The sequence below is a fragment of the Lysinibacillus sp. RC46 genome, assembly GCF_041262385.1.
In the GTDB taxonomy this organism is placed as follows: domain Bacteria; phylum Bacillota; class Bacilli; order Bacillales_A; family Planococcaceae; genus Lysinibacillus.
In genome coordinates, this window is the sequence record NZ_JBGCCF010000004.1 from 192567 (window position 1) to 210361 (window position 17795).

The following is a 17795-nucleotide window of genomic DNA, read 5'->3' on the forward strand; positions in this document are numbered from 1 at the left end:
GGAACGGAAATCAACCCCATGTTACGATAATATCCCCAAAATAACCAACTATCCAATATATACTAGCCCATTATTAAATCATAAACAACCATCGTCGATTCCATCGGTGTTGTATTTAGTTCACTTTTTAATTGCTGCACACATTTTTCATACCATTTTAATGCAAGTGAACGATTTTGTAGTTGATAGTAACTATACATCAACAACCGATAGCCTTCTTCCCATAAAGGATCCTCACGAATTATTCTTTCTGCATAAAAAATAGCTTGCTTATAATTTTGTTGCCGCGTCGCATTTTGTGCTAATTTTTCCAGTACTTCAATATACATTGAATCTAGCTTTTCTCGATCCTGTATGAGCCAATCTAACTGCTTTTTTTCAGCATAAAGTACATCCGTATAGCTCGTTTCAGCAAGCTGCAGCCATTCGTTTGACAATTGTGGATCGAACTCCTCCATCCCTAATTCATAAAAATAGAGAAAGCGTTCGGCATCGATTTGTAGAAATTGAATTTGCTGCAATTGGTACATATTATTTTTACGCTGAATGAAAAAGCTTTCCTGACGCGCGTTTCTACTTGGCTCAAGCACTTTTAATAACGTATTCAATACAACTTTAAAATCTCGATCTAGCGATTCAACATTTCGCTCTGGCCATAATGCCTGTGCAATCTCTTCCTTTGGCGTAAATCGGTTGCGATGACAATATAAATAGACGAAGAGCTCCTTCGATTTATCACGTTGCCATTCTTTATCCTCAAGCTTTCGATGCTTTCTTATTAAATGTAGACTGCCTAAAAAGTTCATCTGTATTTCCTCATGCGGATAAACAATATTATCCTCTACTTGAAAAAAGCTACGCATCGCTAAAATAGCAGCATTTTCCCCATCACACTTTCTACTAAATTGTAAAAGCTCATAAAAAATCATCCTATTCGGTGGACCGAGGATGGTTTTCCTTTGTAAAAAGTAGTCATAACCATTTGTAATACATAGCTGTGCAAACTGCTGAAAATAATGATTGAATTGTTGAGGATTATTTTCTTTAAAGGCAATGACAGATTGAAAGAAAAGTACATGCATCTCTCCATTGTGATCGCCACAGTCCTGGAATAATCGCTGTGCCTTCATTAATAATTGCCTCGCCCGTTCAAATTCCTGTTGAGAAATAATAATTTTAACCTCAGCGGTTAATATAAGAGCGGTCATCCATGCATCTTGTACTTGCTCCGTTTCCCGTAATCCGAGCGCTACATATTTTTTAGCAGAGATAATATCTCCTTGCGCATGTTTGACAATTGCAAGTCCCATGTACGGCTCGGCCTTTACGCGAGAAATATTAATGGTATTCAACAATGTAAGGGCTTTTTCATAAGCATTGCAGGCTCCTTGATAATCAGGAAAATCTATTAATAGTAATGCATGTGCTTTGCGAATATAGCCAACAGCCTCAATAAAAACCGATTTTTCACGTAATCCCCTACGAATCCCATGCTGAGCGGCATACCAAGCATCCTTCCCTAGCCCTAATAACGCATAGACAAATGATGCCAATAGCTCACTCTCTCTATGTGTCGCGACAAGCTGTGGTGGTAATTCCAATCTCTGCGTCAGCAATTCCTTTGCTTCTAGTAGCTGCCCTGTTCTTAACAATATGCGAACATCAACATTTGCTCTTTGTAGCACATCCTCTGTCAAAGCAACCTCACCTATAAAAATTTGTGCGCCTTTCGCCTTCCCTAAATTCACCAAATTTTCTGCATACTGACGTTGCAATTCGAGAAGTTCCTCTTCGTTTAACGGCGTATGATCCGCTAACTCTAACGCTCTTTTTAAATGCGGCTCTGCCAATGCCGGCTGGATTGTATCGAGATAAATATGTGCTAAACCTGCTTGGGCTTTCGTCATAAAGAGATAATCATTCTTATTTTTTGCGATGTTTGCACAATGTTCATAGGACTGCTTCGCTCTTTCATAATAAGCACGATAACGGTGGCACTCACCTTCAAAATAATATAATTTGTAATATTCCGATTTTTCATCAGCTGTAAATCGATTTATTTTTTCTAATAGCCACTCAAATTGCCCTGCACGGACTAGACTTTCGGCATGATTTTGTAATAACTCACCACTAAAATCCTGATCATTCGTTTTAAATGCATGATGAAGAACAGCTTGTATATTTTTCTCTTTTACATAATACAATGCTGCTTGTTTATGTAATGCAATATATTGCGAAGCATTTTGTCGCCATTTTAGCTCTAAAAAACGAATGAACAATGCATGAAAACGATATAAACCATCCGTTGTGATCGGTTGAATAAATAAATGTCGCTGTATAAACAGTTTTAACGCCTCTGCTATTTCCGAACTATAAAATTGTGTGATAAACTCCTCAGAAAATGTGGGAAAAATCGCCAGTTTTAGTATAGCCTCTTGCTCGAATGCTGACATCTTAAGATAAACTTCCTCCGATAAATAGGTGAAAAGATCATTTGTAGAAATATTTAGCCAATGCGCTAACGATTCATTGTTCCATTGCTCAGCTAATAAAGAAATACTAATTGCCCAGCCCTCTGTAATTTCTAAAACCTTAGATATTTCTTCATCTGTTAAATGCACTGCTACATAATCCTCGAAAAAAACAGCGATTTCCTCTGAAGAAAATGCTAATTCTCCTTCTGCAATAACGAGTAATTTCTTTTGTAGCTTTAATCTTCTCGTAATATCCCAATTCGGCAACGTTCTAGAGGCGATAATAAAATGAACATTCGGTGGTGAAAACTCAATTATTTTTTCCATCACATAATTAATATGAAATTCATGATCAACAAGATGGTAGTCGTCAATAACAATTAGAATCGGCCCTTCGATTTCACATAAACTGTTGACAAACAGCTTAAACCAACGATTTAGTTCCTCTATTTTCGGAAAACGGGATAATTGATTCCATGCATCAAATTCTTGACCGAAGCTCGGAACAATACGTGTGATACTATAAAATAAATGTCTTAAAAACGGCAATATATTATCATCTTCCTCCGACACACTATACCAGGAAAATTTGCTTGATTGTGCATGTAGAAATTGTGTAAGGATTGTTGTTTTGCCATACCCTGCTCCACTATGAATAAGTGTACAAGTATGGTCTAGGCTTTTTTTTAATGTTCTCATTAATAAAGCTCTACTAATACAATGATTGGAAGGACTCGGTGGAATACACTTAGATTGAATAATAATGTCTGTAGTCATATGTGATAACCTCCCCATTCAACTGGTTATGTAAGGTTAAAAGTCTTCAAAGCTTAAAATCTTTTAAATTATAGGCCAATCACCATACGTAGAGTTGTTCCATTCAAAAATTACTTATCATATTTCTTAAACTCAGGAGTTTCCATGAGTCTTTGGAAAAAGATATCTTTAGCTTCCCTATAGGCATCCATCGATTTGGCTTCGTATTCTTTCTTCAATTTATCATATGCATCTCGATATTTATTATTTGCCAATAAAACTTCTCTAAATTTCCAAAAGAAATCAAACTCAGAATCAATTACAGTTAATTGAACTCCTAAAGGAGGATTAGTTGTATCATCTTTAAATGCCCTAAATGTATCTGTTTTGACACTTTCATCATTTCTTTCATATAAATTAGATAGAAGCTCTACTGCTTTCGAAAATTGTTCAGCACTAACACGTACTTGGATGTCTAAATCACCCTTAGTAATGCTATTAGGAATTGCTGAACTACCGACATGCTGGATATCAGCCTTCGGTATTATATCTGTAATTTTATTTTTGTGTATCAAAAAAGTTTTCTCAGCATTTTCATGAAATAGTTCACTTTTGAAAAAATTTACTTTTTCCATATAAAACTCCCCCAATTACAAAGTAGCAACGTTAGATTGGTACAACTACTTTAGTAGATATTCCTAAATTAATTCTATAGTAAGTGTAGCAATTCCAATTGGTACTTTATCCTTTATTTTACCATCATAGCCCACTTTTACCTTATCGCCAATATGAAATATTTCATCTAGATTATTCGCAAGCGCTTAGACCATTTATCTCCTCAATGTTAAAAGAATCCATTTTGAAAAATGATCAAAATGGATTCTGAACCAGAAAATTTATGTTTTGTTTTTATAAAAAGGTAATCCTTCTCTACCTAAGTATTTTTATCAATATCGAAAAATAGTTTCATCCTATTCCAATAATCTTTTCCAATAATCTGCAATATGAATAAAGGTTTTTTCTGATTTATCTTGGATAAAGCCCTTAGCAGCTTCATCGTCTTTGTCATATGGAGAGATTCCTTTTGTCGCAAACTTCAAATATTGCTTTTGTATTTGAGACATCAAGGCATCAACCTCTGGTTTATTTTTGAGAGTGTTAAATTTTTCTTTATAGCTCTCTATCATTTCAGTAATTTCTGCTACTGTATAATTTATTTTACCTAGTTTATTAGTAATGGATAGATCTCTCTTACAGATTTTCCGAACGAGAAAGCCTATGCAGGGTGTAGCCCGTTTTTAGCCATGGGGTGAAAGTGAGGTCAGACAAGAGGTAACTATTGCTACCTTAATTGTCTGAAAAGGTGTTATACTTCATCTATAGGCTAGTAAAAGTCTATAAAACACGCTCGTTCATTGAAAATTGGATATTGTATAAGGTTCGATAGCCTAATTCATGCTATCGGTAAAACAATATGTGTCGTCACGAAAAAGACGCTAAAACACATCGGACGAAACCAACTATACGCTATGGTAACAGTAGTGTAGCCCTATCTGCTATATGCACTGGATAGGGAGGGGTAATGGGATACCCCAATCTTGAGAACTGTTCAAAACAGAAATGGACTGCGAACGCATAGTTACTCAGGAATCCCACTGACATTAGTCAGCTTGTCCCTTTAGGGGTGGGAGTCTCAAGTTCAGCACTTAAAGATGAAGTATCCATACCTCGCATCTCAAATACTTTCGCACGTCCTCTATAAAACTTTTCTTCTTGAGAAGCATGATTTATCACACGGCTTTCATTATGTTTAACATATTGATCGATTAAGTCATCGAAGCCCTGTTTCATATCACCTGTTAAATACTTTTCACTAAAAAATTTTAAAGCAGCTGTTGAAGCAGCAAGTTCCAACTGTGCTTCTGTAGAACTTAATTCTTGTGTAATTGGCGTCCGTCCTACTTTAATATCCCTTCCTTTCATCTGGGATATATCCAAATTATCTAGACCGTCCGTTATGTCTACCAGCATATTTTCTATGTCGTCAATTGTGTGTGATTCTTTGCCCGTAAAAAAGCCCGTGTCACTCAAATATTGACTAAAAATAAGCCACTGATCCTGTGGACGATACGAAAAAATATCGGAAGGATCAGGATTTACCGATCGCATGTCCATCTTTGCGATTTCTTTCTCTGTCATAGCTTTTAAATACTTTACTTCATCAGATAGAGTGAGTGTATATGCTTTACCATCACGTTCAACTTCAATTTCATTTTTTCCGCCAAGTGGTTGCCCCTTTACAAGGTTAGGATTGCTAAGCGCCTCTTGTCTATGGTACTCCCTAACTGCAGCTTCATACAGAAGAATAATTTGCACTTCATTCACCTCATCGTTTATTCCAATTTAGTTAAGAAAGCTTTCGTTGGTAATACATTTATACCAGCACCGTAATATATTTAATTTCAGCCTATATTAATAGAAATTAAATACGAACCACATAGTATATCGGGTCAAAATAGTTTTATTTAACCATAAATTATAATTTATTACCAAATAACAATAATTTGTCTTATTTAAACAAAAACTCAAGTATCGCAACTGTTGCTAAGAAAAATCATGAGAGGAGTTTTCGCTTTGTAGTCCAAGTTCCCTTTACCACCCGGTGTAGAATCGAATGTACTTCCTGTCATGATTGGACCTCAAGTAATTTGTTGTCCGATATATTGTGGGTCAACTTTGTATTGTTTACACCATGGCTACGCTATACATATTGACGTGCTTGGGATTAGACTTGCTAAAAAAATCCCGATTATCAAATAATATGATAATCGGGATTTTGAATAAGTATATTATAAAAGTTCTTTACGTAATTCAGCAGCTGATTTTGGGGATAACAGACCGAATGGGATATCGAATACTGTTTTTGCACCTTTGTCTCCTGCTTGATTTAAGCGATGAGCTGCACGTGCAAAAGCTACTAGAACACTAGAAGTGAAGTTTGGATTACTTTCAAGCTTTAATGAGAATTCAAGAATTTGTTTTTCGTTAGCGCCGCTTTCACCACTACGAATTACGAATCCACCGTGAGGCATGCCAGTGTGGTTTGCTTTAAATTCCTCTTCAGAAATAAAGTTTACTGTAGTATCATACTCATCAAAATAGTTCGGCATCGTCACAATTTCTTGCTCAACTTTTGTAGCATCTGTACCTTCCTCAAGAACAACCCAGCATTCACGTGCATGTTTTTCACGCGTTGTCAGCTCAGGATTTTCACCGTTACGAACACGGTCTACAGCCTCTTTAATTGGTAATGTGTATTGTACTGCATTTTTAACACCTTCGATGCGACGGATAGCATCTGAGTGTCCTTGACTTAAACCGTCTCCCCAGAAAGTATAAGTTGTGCCCACTGGTAGAACTGCCTCCCCAAGTATACGATTTAATGAGAACAAACCTGGATCCCAGCCAACTGAAATGACTGATACTTTTCCAGATTTTTGAGCTGCTGCATCGACTGCCTCGAAAAACTCAGGAATTTTCGCATGCGTATCAAAGCTATCAATTGTATTAAACCATTGTGCAAAGTGTGGTCCTTGCTCAGGTAAATCTGTTGCTGAGCCACCACATAAAATCATTACATCAATGTCATTTTGAAATTTTTCAGCATCATCTACTAAATATACACTTGCATTACTTGCAATTTTTACAGTTGAAGGATCGCGACGTGTGAATACCGCTACTAATTCCATATCTGGATTTTGCGAGATAGCATACTCTACTCCGCGCCCTAAATTTCCATAACCTACAATACCTACTCGAATTGCACTCATTAAAAATTCCTCCTCACGATTACGTGACTCTGTGAAACCTTTCACGTTAAATCTAATTACAATAATACGTTTTGTCAGGAAAATTCACAATAGTTTGAGTACGTGTTTTTCTCTTGGAATTATACAAGTTTTCTATGATTTCTATTCGTTAATGGCATGAATACGGTTACATTTTACTAATGCAACTTCTTTCAGAGTATGTACAAACGTCCTCTTAAAGAAGTTATAGCCTCCAGACGCAATTATGCCAAGACATAATTGACTGACAAAACTTTAAGTTTTCGTTAAAGCATTGTAAATGAAGACTATTCCGACCGCATATCTTGTACAATAACACTAACGACAAAGGGGGCATGTTGAATGAAAAGTAATTGTTATTCACCAAGCACAACATTGGAACAAGGAGAATTACTTGCTTGTCCATTCCAAAATGCACAAAAATCTGCTAAAGCTCACATGGAAGCTAAGGCAAAGCGCAAAAGATTTTCACCTAACAAACACCAATGTATAAGGGTTATACCTTTTGGCGTTATAGACGAAACCCTAAATATCTCCGTACAAAACCAACGAGTCGATGAGATTAACTTCTACCATAGCGGCAAGGAGATTGCACGCTGGTTGATTAAAAAAAGTGAATACAATAAGCTGTAGTATCCCTCACTGTATCTCCTGTGCCAATTCGGAAAGTCGCTTTTCATTCACAATGTGATAGCCATTCTTTCTCTTTTCTAAAATTTTTTCTTCACAGAATTGCGCCAGTACATATAATAAATGCCGATAGGAAACCCCTAAATATTCACAGATTTCCGTATGCTTTTCTTTATAGATACCTTGATCTGACGATAATTGGATAAAGGCAGCAAGTCGATTTTCAAGTGGATACGCTTGATTTTGTGTATATTTTGACGTCATTTTGGTCGACTTTTCCCCTAAAAACACACAAAGTTTACGTAAAAATAGTACATCCGTGAGTAACTTTTCTTTGCAGGACTGCGTAATCGAAAAACAAATCGTCTCGGTTACTGTCTGAATCCCCTTCGTATATCTCGCCTCATTAAGCAACTCAATTTCACCCATAAAACGCGGTGGCTCTGGGTATTCGATAAGTGAGACCTTGCCGTTTTTATGCGTCATATATATTTTCGCTTTCCCTTCAATCATGTAGTATAGCGTATCCGGAAATGACCCTTCTTGAAAAATCCATTCGCCTTTGTCAAACTTACATACCTCCAGAAATGGATTTATATCAAATGAGAAAAAATCATCAATTGGATATTTATCGAGATAGTATGAACGTTCCTCAGCTGTCAGTATATGCATTTTTTCACTCTCTCCTCTTGAAAAATGTGAGATATCTCACATTATTGTACCGATGAACGTGCTATTATTCAACATAGTTAAATTGGAGGTACGGAAAATTTATGAACAATCAACGATGGCTTTCTCAAAATTTCTTTGCATTTTTCTTTACATGGGGTATTTTCTTACCTTACTGGACTGGTTGGCTTGTAGATGCCAAACATCTTACTGTCTCACAGGCTAGCGTCATAATGGGCTGCGGTCTTTTAGCACGAGCAACTTCAAATCTATTTTTCTTCCCGATGCTTGCAAAATATGTGCACAAAAAACGACTCGTTAGTATTCTAGCAATAGGTGCCCTAATCACAACTTTATTTTACTTACTAAGCACGAGCTTTATCTCGCTTCTTATTGTTACCCTTTTATTTAGCGTTTTCTATCCAGCACTGCTACCTGCCGTTGAAAGTAGTGCGGCAACGCTCGTACAGCATGGAAATGTACACTATGGTAAAAGCCGCTCCTATGGTTCCCTTGGCTTTGTCATTGCAGTATTAATCATTAGTATGCTAACAGGTGCTTTTGGCAATAACATTATCTTTTGGAGTATGGTGGTCGGCCTGATCGGTATGCTGTTGATGCAACAAATGGCTACACCAAAAGAGTTACTCGTTGTACCGACAAAAGAACAACGCGCAAAATCATTGTCGATGAAAACATTATGGACAATTAAAGGCTTCCCTATTGTTTTATTAGTTGTTATTCTGTTGCAAGGCGCACATGCTTCTTATTACAGCTACGGCTATATATATTTAGGTGATTTACATGTTGATCCATTCTACATGGGGATGATTATTAACATCGCCGTAATTTGCGAAATCTTATACTTTATGAAGGCTGATACACTATTTAAAAAATGGCGCTCATCTTCTTTATTACTTTTAGCAGCGAGTGGTTCATCATTACGTTGGCTACTCATTTACCTATTCCCGAATGTATGGGTATTTATCGCTTCTCAAACATTACATGCATTATCATTTGCTCTCGCGCATTTCGCTTTCATCGGCTATTTAACAAAAACATTGCCGAAGGAGCAAATTCCGAATGCACAAGGCCTTTATTCTGCATTAGCAATGGGATTAAGTACAGCGATCCTTACATTTTTAGGTGGCTATTTATACGAGATTTCGCCTGGACTATCATTTGCAGCAATGCTTATTTGTACTGTTCCAGCAATCGGTATACTACTTGCTACTAGAAATAAATTTCAATATTAAAAACAAGCAGGTGGGAAAGAGGCTCTTTCCTACCTGCTTTTCTATACGCTCATCTTGGGTAATAAGAAAATCCAGGATATTTTACAACCGGCCACTTTTCCTTTCTTAACACATTAAGAAGTTCAGGACCAATGTTTAAATTGCTTTGTACTAGCTCAGATGGAGTAAGGGCCATCCATTGATTTAACGAAACATCCTGGAATCTATCACTTTTAAACATTTCAAGGAACCATAATGTCTCCGTACCGGTATTCTCAATGTAGTGACCATTTGCAAATGGCACGTATCCCACATCTCCTGCACGATAATCGAATGTTCTAGCCACACCATTTGCTGTAAACACTGTCATACGCCCTTTTCCTTGGAGGTAATATTGCCATTCATCATTATTTGGGTGCCAATGCAGCTCTCTCATAGCACCAGGCTTAATTTCGACAAGTGCTGCTGCGATATTTTTAGAAATAGGAAAGTTTGTTGAATCCACAATTCTGACACTTCCACCTGGAGTTTTTATAGGGGTCTGGGCAAGCAGGCTATGTTTGAAAGTTTGAGGGACTGTACCATATGGGGATTGTACTTTTTGTGTGTCTAGAGGTCCTGGAACCTTATCTTGAAAAATATAGACCTGTTCTTTCGGGATATGATTAAAAGCGCTTATTGGAACACCAAAATTGGAGGACAGCACATCTTTAGGAGTATGAGCAAACCAATCAGATATTGAAAAAGTACTTAGATCTGAGAAATGCCCATCGTCAAACACCAGCAAAAATTCACAGCCATCCTCAAGACCTTGTATGGAATGCGGAATTCCTGGCGGGAAATACCATAAATCCCCCGGTCCTACATCGGCAATAAAATTACGCCCATTTTGATCGACCGCTGTAATACGTGCATGACCAAGAAGCATATACGACCATTCAGCTTGTTGATGCCAATGCAGCTCACGAACTCCACCAGGTGTCAAACTCATATTGACACCAGCTAATGTAGTGGCAATTGGTAAATCACGAGCAGTAACTTCTCGAGACCAACCGCCATTTTTTAAAACCATATGCGTATCAGAAAAAGAGAATTTTAAATTCGGTACAAGTCCAGCATCTGTTTTCGGAGGGACAAGCATATCAGGATTTTCCAGATCCCTCATAATATCTCTCGGCCCTTTATCCACCCACCCCGCCCCATCTTTCCGAATAGGCTGCGGAACATAAGAATAGCCCTCTGGCATGTTCTCCAATGATTCACCTCTTCATAAAGAAATCATTATATAATATGTATGGATTCTTTACTTTGATTATTCTTTTCCTTTCGGCTTAGTTGCGAGGATAGCAGAAGATGTTGCTGTTAAATAAATTTCTGTAGCTCTTAATTCCTTATGATTTAACCAAAAGTCCCTGACCTTATCAGGTTTCCCTCTCCATTCTTCTGGAAAATGTTCTTCTGGCGTAAAATCGTCCATAACTAACATACCTCCAACAGCTAATGCCTCCAATAGTTGTTCGCCTTCACTTGTTTTAGCAGCAGCTGCATCAGCAAAAATAAATTGAAAAGGACCTTTTGCTATCGCTTCTTTCCAGTCACCTACTAAAAATTCAGCCTGCTGATGACGAAGTGTTTGAGCAGTAGCATCGATTTTTTCCTTTGCATGATCCACTGAGACAAACTGTACGTTTGGTGCAATGGTAGAAAGAATCCATGCACTGCCTACACCATAGCCAGTCCCGACTTCTAGGATTGTCCCATGTGTAATTTGACCAACAAGCACTGACAACAATCTTCCTGCCTCGTCTGAGCAAGAATACTCGAAATCATGTCTATGGGCTAACATTTTACTTGCCTTCACCATTTCCGGAATATATGTATTGGAGCGATATTTTGTTAACATAGTTACATACCACCTATTAGATATTTAATTCTTAATAATCTTCGCTTTTTTTCGTAAAAATCCTTTGTTAAAACATCACATCCCTAAATAGAGGTACGTTTTTATATTCAAAGTAATCGCTACTTATGTATAACGGATTTAACCTGATGCCTACCTAAAATGCTTGTTTAATAATAGCCCTTGTCATTTTAAAATCCCTTTTTAACCATATTTACAGTTGGAATGTTATTAATTGCGTTTACATATATTTACTTCGGGATAGCTTGACCTTATGCATCGCCCCAAACGTCATTAACAGTTTGCTATCCCACCATAATTTTAATTCCCTAGATATATCCAGTAGTATCTGAGGTCCGCAAAACACTTTTTTTGAAATCATCAAATGTCTTTCAAATCTGAGTTGTAGTGTGTGCAAAGGCTGCAGCTTTCCATATTATAATAAAGTTAAAAATGAGGAGTTGTGCCGATGAATGGAGTATCTATTCCTTGCTGTCTTTATTTTCGTCAGTGGCATATTCAATAAATTTAAAAAAGTTAGTAGAACAAATTAATAAAAAATAGATTTTATTTTTTCATTTAATACTCATATTGTTCATTTGGTTGCTGTTGTGTATGATGACACTGCGGCTATTTTCATGATAAAATTTACATATATTACATAAAGAGGTGATAACATGGAAAATAATAAATTAGTTTGTAAGGCTTGTGGTAGTGATTCCTTTGCACAAGGTGAATTAGGCGGATCTATGGCAAATGTAAAACCCATTAAGCTCGATTTGGTCCATTTTTCGAGTTCACCACTAATTTTGACTATTTGTACGAATTGTGGAGAAGTAGCTTCAATGAAAGTTAAGAAAGTTGATAAGTTTAAATAGTCTCTTATAGTTAAACTTTGGATCACTCCCAGCCGAGTGTCTCTATATTAGTTTCTTTACTCATATTGTTCATTAGTTTGCTGTAGCGTGTGAAGACGCTGCGGCTTTTATTTTTTGAATCTACTAATATGTTATAATTTGGTTAAAAAGAAAGCAGGTTTATTATTGTCGTTTTTTCTTGATCTTGTAGTCCACATCGTTTTTATTGTTTGGAATTTAATTGTTTTACCATATAAATTTATTTGGATAGGTCTTGCTATAATTGTCCTTGCTTTATTATTTTTAAAAAGATCTCGATCTAACTAATTCATAAGTTTGGTAGGTATATCCCCACCAAACTTTTTTCGTTTAATACTTATATTGTGCAGTAGTATTGAGTCCCAGTTGCTATAAGAATTATGATTAATAATAAAAAGTAAGGTAAGTTGTTAAAACTCCTTTTTGGGGCGAGTTAACAATGTAGACTTTAATGCTACTAATGCTCTTAAAAGTACTGAACGAATTTTCATAATAAAACCTCCATTTATTAACTTTAAAGGTTATAATTAAGTGTAACAAAATACTAATTTCTAAGGAGAATTATGAATGAAAATTCAAACCAGTAATACAATAAATTATTTGAAAACAGAGGTAAATAAAAATATAAAAAATGAAAGTCTCTTAGATTTATTTGGAATTGAAAATATACATAAAGACAAAGACGAAAACGAGAAAAATATCAAACCTAAATTCGAAACTAGATATGAAGATGGTTATATACGTACATATCTTGTGAAATCGAATGGACAAAAATTAGTTAGATTACTTGTTAGGGAGGTTAAACAAACCCAAGAAAACATGAAAGAGTCCATAGATTTAGAGGATATGTTGATACAAGAGCTTGAAAAGTTATCTAATCCCAAAAAATATGAACAGAATACTTCTATTTTTGAAAAAGAAAAGAATATTTCTAAATATAAAACAGGTATTTGAGGAAGATCAATATAAACAATAATTAGAAGATTATTAATTTACATGAAGGTTTAACATCTCTTAAAGAGCTGTAGCGTCTGCAAACGCTGCTGCTTTTTCTTTTACTCACGTTGTGTAATTTAGATCCCGTAATCATCAATTTGCTCTTTCAAGCATTCTAAGCAGATATTATCCACTTCTCGTCCATCCGAATTGACTTGTGTTAAATCATAAACTCGATTCAAAGCAAATCGTTTTGGTTTTTCGATAATAGGTACTTCCCGATATGTGCTCTCGCAATAATCACAGCATAAAGTTTGATTACTCATATTCTTTTACCTTCTTTCCTCATATTGTGCAGTAATTGAATCAATCCATATTTTCAAACATTACCTAATTATGTTATCCTTATATAAGTTATTAACCTATATATTAGGAGTTGTTATGCAATGAAAACAGACGGTACACATTCTAAAATTGGATATATAATATTTATTTTAGGTATCTTCTTGCTTGTAAGCGGAACAGGCAGATTATCTGGTCCCCTCGAATACAATTCATTTATTCCAAATAAATCTATTGCAATAATATTCATTTTTATTGGGCTTTCCGTTGTATTCAGTTCATTCTTTATAAAACCCCGAAAAGATCAATAATTTTACTGAACACTATTTATCTAGTGTTTAAGTATCTTTTGCGAATTCGCATGCATCAATCAGTTCTAAATGGAAATATTTATAAAAATCCATAGTGAACACCCTCTCTACACATTCTCTTTCGAAAAACCCTCGAACTGTTTACTTCATAATATTTTTGAAACTTTAAATTACTAAAAAACGTAAATAAAAGTAAGAATAAGGAGGTTATTATCTTGTATGAACATAAATTTGTGAAAATTCAATTATCCACATGGACACTAACTCCTGAGGAAGATTATCATAAAGTTGTTTATGATCATGAAAAAGAAGGATGGGAGTTAGTACAAATCTTTGCACCGGGAATAAAAGGTCACGGCACTCCTACTTTTTTTGAATTAATATTTAAACGTAAGAAAGATTAAGAAAAATGAGGTTTCATTACCTCTTCTCTTTCTTTTTATTGCACAATATCTTTCAAATAATCATCATAACTTTTTCTTTAACTTACGAAGAAATTTTACAAAAAGTCCATTACAATAAATTGGTTTTTTCCGAAAAGAGCTTTTAAATGTTTAGCAAACTATCCATTATTCTTGCAGTAATCGGTGCTGTTCTACTGAGTTTCTCTTACATTTATTCAATTAACTTTGAAATTCTTATGATATCTGGATTCGGTTTATTATTTATAAGTTTTTTGTTAAGTCTTGGTGCTGTATAAAAAAAGAACAGGGAAAATACAAGCTTTTTCCTGTTGTAACATTTTTCCTTTGTAGTTTCATCCTTACTTGGTATGCCCCATTCCAAATTGTAAGATTACTTACATGGATTAAAAATTAATCATTTACCTTACATAAAACATTTGTATCTGACGCTTCGCTTTCGCTACATAAAACATTTACTGAAAGAAGTTAAATAATAACCGCACCATAAAAAAGACAAACCAACAATAGGAGGTGGATGACATGCATTATTTCCAAATTTTTTTCCTTACTTTATTTTTAAGCGTCATCAGCTTTTTGGCTTTAGCCGCAGCAGGATTCCTTAATTATATAGATGGTCTAATAATGTCTATTGGGCTAATAATTGTTACTTTACTTTCTATTATTATTAGCTTATTAGTGAGCATTAATAGACAATTGAAAAAGAGAGTGTAAAATATTTTGTATAAATGGATAAAACGACAAAAAAGGAAGACCTTTTCTTGGGAGAATTAAGTCACCATAACCAATCCTAGAAAAGTGGTCTTCCCTAATTAGGATTTAGGCACTTTTAATATTTTATTTCCCTAGTATTTCCACTTCTGTAATTTACCCCACTAGCACAGATAACAGCCTTTCTTAGGATTTCCTAAAACCCCTGTCTAAACATTTCGCTCACTTAACTAATTCTGGAATATATGAATATTTATGATTAAATGGTTACCTTTACTAACCTAGATTTTTTCTAAAAAAAGACTATTATCGGTAAAGTAGTAGCGATTGCTTTTTCTGCAAAAATACTATGGTAAAATATCTCTTTATTCTATAAGCATTAAGAAAGAAGGAAAGATATGGAGAAAGACAAATCAAAAAAGACAAAGAAGGATTTTAGCCCGAAAGACGCTATTTTTGTATTCTCTTCTTTTACATTTGTTTGTGTAGCTATCATTTTCGCTTTAATAGTTTATGATGTATTCACAATACAAGATTTCCTATCATTCAATCAGCCATTCACAATGGTAATGAGCATAATTCTCGCTTCATTCGGTCTACTTTTGTTTGGGGTAATTTTAACATTGTTTATTCCCTCGAAATACATGGACGAAACTAACAAAAGCTATCAAGACTATTCGTTGTTAAGTATCGTTGCCTTTATGTTTATAGGGGCGTTATTTGAAGAAATTTTGTTTAGGGGAATTATTCAAAATTTACTTCTTGTATTTCTAGAACACCCATGGAATGCGATTATAATAACAACTTTATTGTTCATAGGGATGCATATTCAATACTTCAAAAAACCTATAATGTTAATAAATATAACCGTTCCAAGTTTAATTTTCGGATGGATCTATTTTGAAACAAGTAATATTTTAGTGCCTTTTCTTGTGCATTTTTTGATGAATATCGGTATGACACTATTATTCAAATACAATTTAATAAGAGTTAAACATTAGATTAATGAGTCTTGTCGACGCAATAGCTTGATAAATTACTTCCTATTAACAATTGGTTAATGCCAGATCTTTCACTTGAATTATTCTTTTCTCAAAAGGTTACACCCGGAAAGAGCCACCAAGATCCGATACTATTATTGCATTCAATCATAAATCATTTATATTCCTTGTTACTATTTATAGCGAAATCACAAATGTCCCATTACAAATAATAAACAAATCGTTTATAATACTACATGAATGAAAAAACACGATTCGGTTGGTAGTCCGGATGCATTGTAAATATGATGTCAGTAACCTTCCCCTCCTCGGGATGTCCATCATTCGATTTTAATATGAGGAGGGACCTACTATGAAACTAACCATTTTTAATGATGGGCAATTTTATATAGGGCTAATAGAACACATTTCTGAAAACAAATACAAAGCATACAAGTATACTTTCGGGAATGAACCTAAAGATCAAGAAGTCTTTGATTTTGTAAATAATAATATGTTGGATTTTATCAAAAATAATGATAAACATGATGGAATACCTATCCAACAAGTTAAAATGAAGAAAATCAATCCTAAAAGGCTTCAAAGAAAAGTTGCAAAAGAACTAAGAAATCCAAGTATCACCTCTAAGGCCGAAGAAGCTATAAAAGCAGAATTGGCACTTAGAAAAAAAGAAAAATCTGTTACCTGTAAACGACTTAAAGAAGAACGCAAAGAATATATTCGGAATATCAAAGTTCAAAAGTCTAAAAATAAACATAAAGGTAGGTAATATCATTCTTTTTACTGACAACTAATGTTGTCAGTTTTTTTATTAGGGATTAATACACAATTTCATTCGAAATATTTTCATATTGTAATCACAAATAAAATAAATTAATATACCTTTAAAGTTTCCTTAAGGAAAGAATTTTCAACAAAAAGAAAAGGAGGATTAGTCTTGCTGTTTATTCAACTCTTAGTAGCTATATGTATCTTAGGTATTGGTCGTTTTATGTTTTATTCATTCGTAAGGAAAGATCCTTTGTTCATTCTCCTCCTACGATACGGAGGGTTTCTAGGAATTACTACTTTGTCCCACTATTATTTAGGTAATCTATGGACCTGGATTTGGATTGTCGGACTACCGATCCTAGGTTTAATAATGCATGCAATTTTCGTAAAATCTAAAGGATTTCAATTTCTTAAACCGGGGAAAGAATATGACGAATATCGTGGATGGAAATAACAATTATCGCAAGAGGTTAAGTTTTTTTCAAAGCAAATTCACGTTTAAAAAGTGCGAGAAATCAACGTTTCTAAATATTGATTTCTCGCGCTTTTTATAAAGAACTCCCTATAGTTGATGTTCTAACAGCCAGCTATCATGCAACCACTTTTCGGTTATCCGTCCACCTACCCATTTAATGTCTTGCTCAAATGTCATTATTTTTTCATCAGGACCGACGATGACCCACTCCTATGAATCATTCTCTTGTACATAGCATTTATCTTTCATGCCCGTAACCGTTAAAGCCCCATTATTTCTTAAAAAGTTGAAAACCGCATGAAAAATATTAACGAAGTATTTTTAAAATTGGCCAATTCGTCGTCAGAGAAAGATCCTACAATCGAATAATTTATGTATTCTTATAAACATTCTAAGAAAAATGCTATCTTATTTTTAA

Annotated in this window: 18 protein-coding genes; 9 read left to right on the top strand and 9 right to left on the bottom strand. The window is 34.8% G+C overall.

All coding sequences use genetic code 11. The features are described from left to right. Window positions 1-62: 62 nt before the first annotated feature. From ABH966_RS05745 to ABH966_RS05765, 5 genes are all read right to left on the bottom strand, one after another. Window positions 63-3251 carry a BTAD domain-containing putative transcriptional regulator gene (locus ABH966_RS05745; protein ID WP_370076590.1) on the bottom strand — a complete coding sequence of 1063 codons (3189 nt, stop codon included), beginning with the start codon at window positions 3249-3251 and terminating at the stop codon, window positions 63-65. Between the two features lie 110 nt (window positions 3252-3361). After that, window positions 3362-3865: a GrpB family protein gene (locus ABH966_RS05750; protein WP_370076592.1), complete on the bottom strand. Its 504-nt coding sequence runs from the start codon at window positions 3863-3865 to the stop codon at window positions 3362-3364. Between the two features lie 336 nt (window positions 3866-4201). Continuing rightward, window positions 4202-4417, bottom strand: coding sequence for a hypothetical protein (locus tag ABH966_RS05755; RefSeq protein WP_370076594.1), 216 nt, complete (start codon window positions 4415-4417; stop codon window positions 4202-4204). A gap of 478 nt (window positions 4418-4895) precedes the next feature. Further along, window positions 4896-5606 carry a hypothetical protein gene (locus ABH966_RS05760; protein WP_370076596.1) on the bottom strand — a complete coding sequence of 237 codons (711 nt, stop codon included), beginning with the start codon at window positions 5604-5606 and terminating at the stop codon, window positions 4896-4898. 473 nt (window positions 5607-6079) lie between these two features. Then, window positions 6080-7060: a diaminopimelate dehydrogenase gene (locus ABH966_RS05765; RefSeq protein WP_370076598.1), complete on the bottom strand. Its 981-nt coding sequence runs from the start codon at window positions 7058-7060 to the stop codon at window positions 6080-6082. Between the two features lie 360 nt (window positions 7061-7420). Between ABH966_RS05765 and ABH966_RS05770 the strand changes: the two genes are divergently transcribed. Beyond that, a complete protein-coding gene (locus ABH966_RS05770; RefSeq protein ID WP_370076600.1) occupies window positions 7421-7711 on the top strand; it encodes a hypothetical protein in 291 nt (96 codons plus the stop codon). 6 nt (window positions 7712-7717) lie between these two features. Here the strand turns inward: ABH966_RS05770 and yeiL are convergent, their stop codons facing one another. Beyond that, window positions 7718-8380 (bottom strand): transcriptional regulator YeiL, encoded by a 663-nt coding sequence (gene yeiL / locus ABH966_RS05775; protein WP_370076602.1) that lies wholly within the window; start codon window positions 8378-8380, stop codon window positions 7718-7720. Window positions 8381-8481: 101 nt separating this feature from the next. Here yeiL and ABH966_RS05780 point away from each other — a divergent pair, with 101 nt between their 5' ends. Further along, complete coding sequence (locus tag ABH966_RS05780; protein ID WP_370076604.1) at window positions 8482-9633, top strand: MFS transporter; 1152 nt, start codon at window positions 8482-8484, stop codon at window positions 9631-9633. A 49-nt stretch (window positions 9634-9682) separates the two neighbouring features. Here ABH966_RS05780 and ABH966_RS05785 read toward each other — a convergent pair whose 3' ends face one another. Then, window positions 9683-10858: an oxalate decarboxylase family bicupin gene (locus ABH966_RS05785; protein WP_370076682.1), complete on the bottom strand. Its 1176-nt coding sequence runs from the start codon at window positions 10856-10858 to the stop codon at window positions 9683-9685. Between the two features lie 66 nt (window positions 10859-10924). Continuing rightward, window positions 10925-11515, bottom strand: coding sequence for an O-methyltransferase (locus ABH966_RS05790; RefSeq protein WP_370076606.1), 591 nt, complete (start codon window positions 11513-11515; stop codon window positions 10925-10927). A 674-nt stretch (window positions 11516-12189) separates the two neighbouring features. Here ABH966_RS05790 and ABH966_RS05795 point away from each other — a divergent pair. Continuing rightward, window positions 12190-12390 (top strand): hypothetical protein, encoded by a 201-nt coding sequence (locus tag ABH966_RS05795; protein WP_370076608.1) that lies wholly within the window; start codon window positions 12190-12192, stop codon window positions 12388-12390. A 585-nt stretch (window positions 12391-12975) separates the two neighbouring features. Continuing rightward, complete coding sequence (locus tag ABH966_RS05800) at window positions 12976-13362, top strand: hypothetical protein (protein WP_370076610.1); 387 nt, start codon at window positions 12976-12978, stop codon at window positions 13360-13362. Window positions 13363-13481: 119 nt separating this feature from the next. Here the strand turns inward: ABH966_RS05800 and ABH966_RS05805 are convergent, their stop codons facing one another. Further along, a complete protein-coding gene (locus ABH966_RS05805; protein WP_370076612.1) occupies window positions 13482-13670 on the bottom strand; it encodes a hypothetical protein in 189 nt (62 codons plus the stop codon). Window positions 13671-13790: 120 nt separating this feature from the next. Here ABH966_RS05805 and ABH966_RS05810 point away from each other — a divergent pair, with 120 nt between their 5' ends. The 5 genes from ABH966_RS05810 (at window position 13791) to ABH966_RS05830 (ending at window position 16900) form a co-directional block, all read left to right on the top strand. Next, a complete protein-coding gene (locus ABH966_RS05810) occupies window positions 13791-13997 on the top strand; it encodes a hypothetical protein (RefSeq protein WP_143999067.1) in 207 nt (68 codons plus the stop codon). A gap of 215 nt (window positions 13998-14212) precedes the next feature. Further along, window positions 14213-14401, top strand: coding sequence for a DUF4177 domain-containing protein (locus ABH966_RS05815; RefSeq protein WP_370076614.1), 189 nt, complete (start codon window positions 14213-14215; stop codon window positions 14399-14401). Between the two features lie 540 nt (window positions 14402-14941). Then, complete coding sequence (locus ABH966_RS05820; protein ID WP_370076616.1) at window positions 14942-15133, top strand: hypothetical protein; 192 nt, start codon at window positions 14942-14944, stop codon at window positions 15131-15133. 395 nt (window positions 15134-15528) lie between these two features. Then, window positions 15529-16131, top strand: a complete 603-nt coding sequence (locus tag ABH966_RS05825) for a CPBP family intramembrane glutamic endopeptidase (RefSeq protein ID WP_370076618.1) — start codon at window positions 15529-15531, stop codon at window positions 16129-16131. Window positions 16132-16483: 352 nt separating this feature from the next. Then, a complete protein-coding gene (locus tag ABH966_RS05830; protein WP_370076620.1) occupies window positions 16484-16900 on the top strand; it encodes a YjdF family protein in 417 nt (138 codons plus the stop codon). Window positions 16901-17795 lie beyond the last annotated feature (895 nt).

Coding starts and splice junctions, on each gene's coding strand:
- ABH966_RS05810 (WP_143999067.1), top strand. CDS start 13,791: ATGAAAACAGACGGTACACATTCTAAAATTGGATATATAATATTTATT.
- ABH966_RS05770 (WP_370076600.1), top strand. CDS start 7,421: ATGAAAAGTAATTGTTATTCACCAAGCACAACATTGGAACAAGGAGAA.
- yeiL (WP_370076602.1), bottom strand. CDS start 8,380: ATGCATATACTGACAGCTGAGGAACGTTCATACTATCTCGATAAATAT.
- ABH966_RS05830 (WP_370076620.1), top strand. CDS start 16,484: ATGAAACTAACCATTTTTAATGATGGGCAATTTTATATAGGGCTAATA.
- ABH966_RS05785 (WP_370076682.1), bottom strand. CDS start 10,858: ATGCCAGAGGGCTATTCTTATGTTCCGCAGCCTATTCGGAAAGATGGG.
- ABH966_RS05755 (WP_370076594.1), bottom strand. CDS start 4,417: ATGATAGAGAGCTATAAAGAAAAATTTAACACTCTCAAAAATAAACCA.
- ABH966_RS05790 (WP_370076606.1), bottom strand. CDS start 11,515: ATGTTAACAAAATATCGCTCCAATACATATATTCCGGAAATGGTGAAG.
- ABH966_RS05825 (WP_370076618.1), top strand. CDS start 15,529: ATGGAGAAAGACAAATCAAAAAAGACAAAGAAGGATTTTAGCCCGAAA.
- ABH966_RS05750 (WP_370076592.1), bottom strand. CDS start 3,865: ATGGAAAAAGTAAATTTTTTCAAAAGTGAACTATTTCATGAAAATGCT.
- ABH966_RS05780 (WP_370076604.1), top strand. CDS start 8,482: ATGAACAATCAACGATGGCTTTCTCAAAATTTCTTTGCATTTTTCTTT.
- ABH966_RS05800 (WP_370076610.1), top strand. CDS start 12,976: ATGAAAATTCAAACCAGTAATACAATAAATTATTTGAAAACAGAGGTA.
- ABH966_RS05820 (WP_370076616.1), top strand. CDS start 14,942: ATGCATTATTTCCAAATTTTTTTCCTTACTTTATTTTTAAGCGTCATC.
- ABH966_RS05745 (WP_370076590.1), bottom strand. CDS start 3,251: ATGACTACAGACATTATTATTCAATCTAAGTGTATTCCACCGAGTCCT.
- ABH966_RS05765 (WP_370076598.1), bottom strand. CDS start 7,060: ATGAGTGCAATTCGAGTAGGTATTGTAGGTTATGGAAATTTAGGGCGC.
- ABH966_RS05795 (WP_370076608.1), top strand. CDS start 12,190: ATGGAAAATAATAAATTAGTTTGTAAGGCTTGTGGTAGTGATTCCTTT.
- ABH966_RS05805 (WP_370076612.1), bottom strand. CDS start 13,670: ATGAGTAATCAAACTTTATGCTGTGATTATTGCGAGAGCACATATCGG.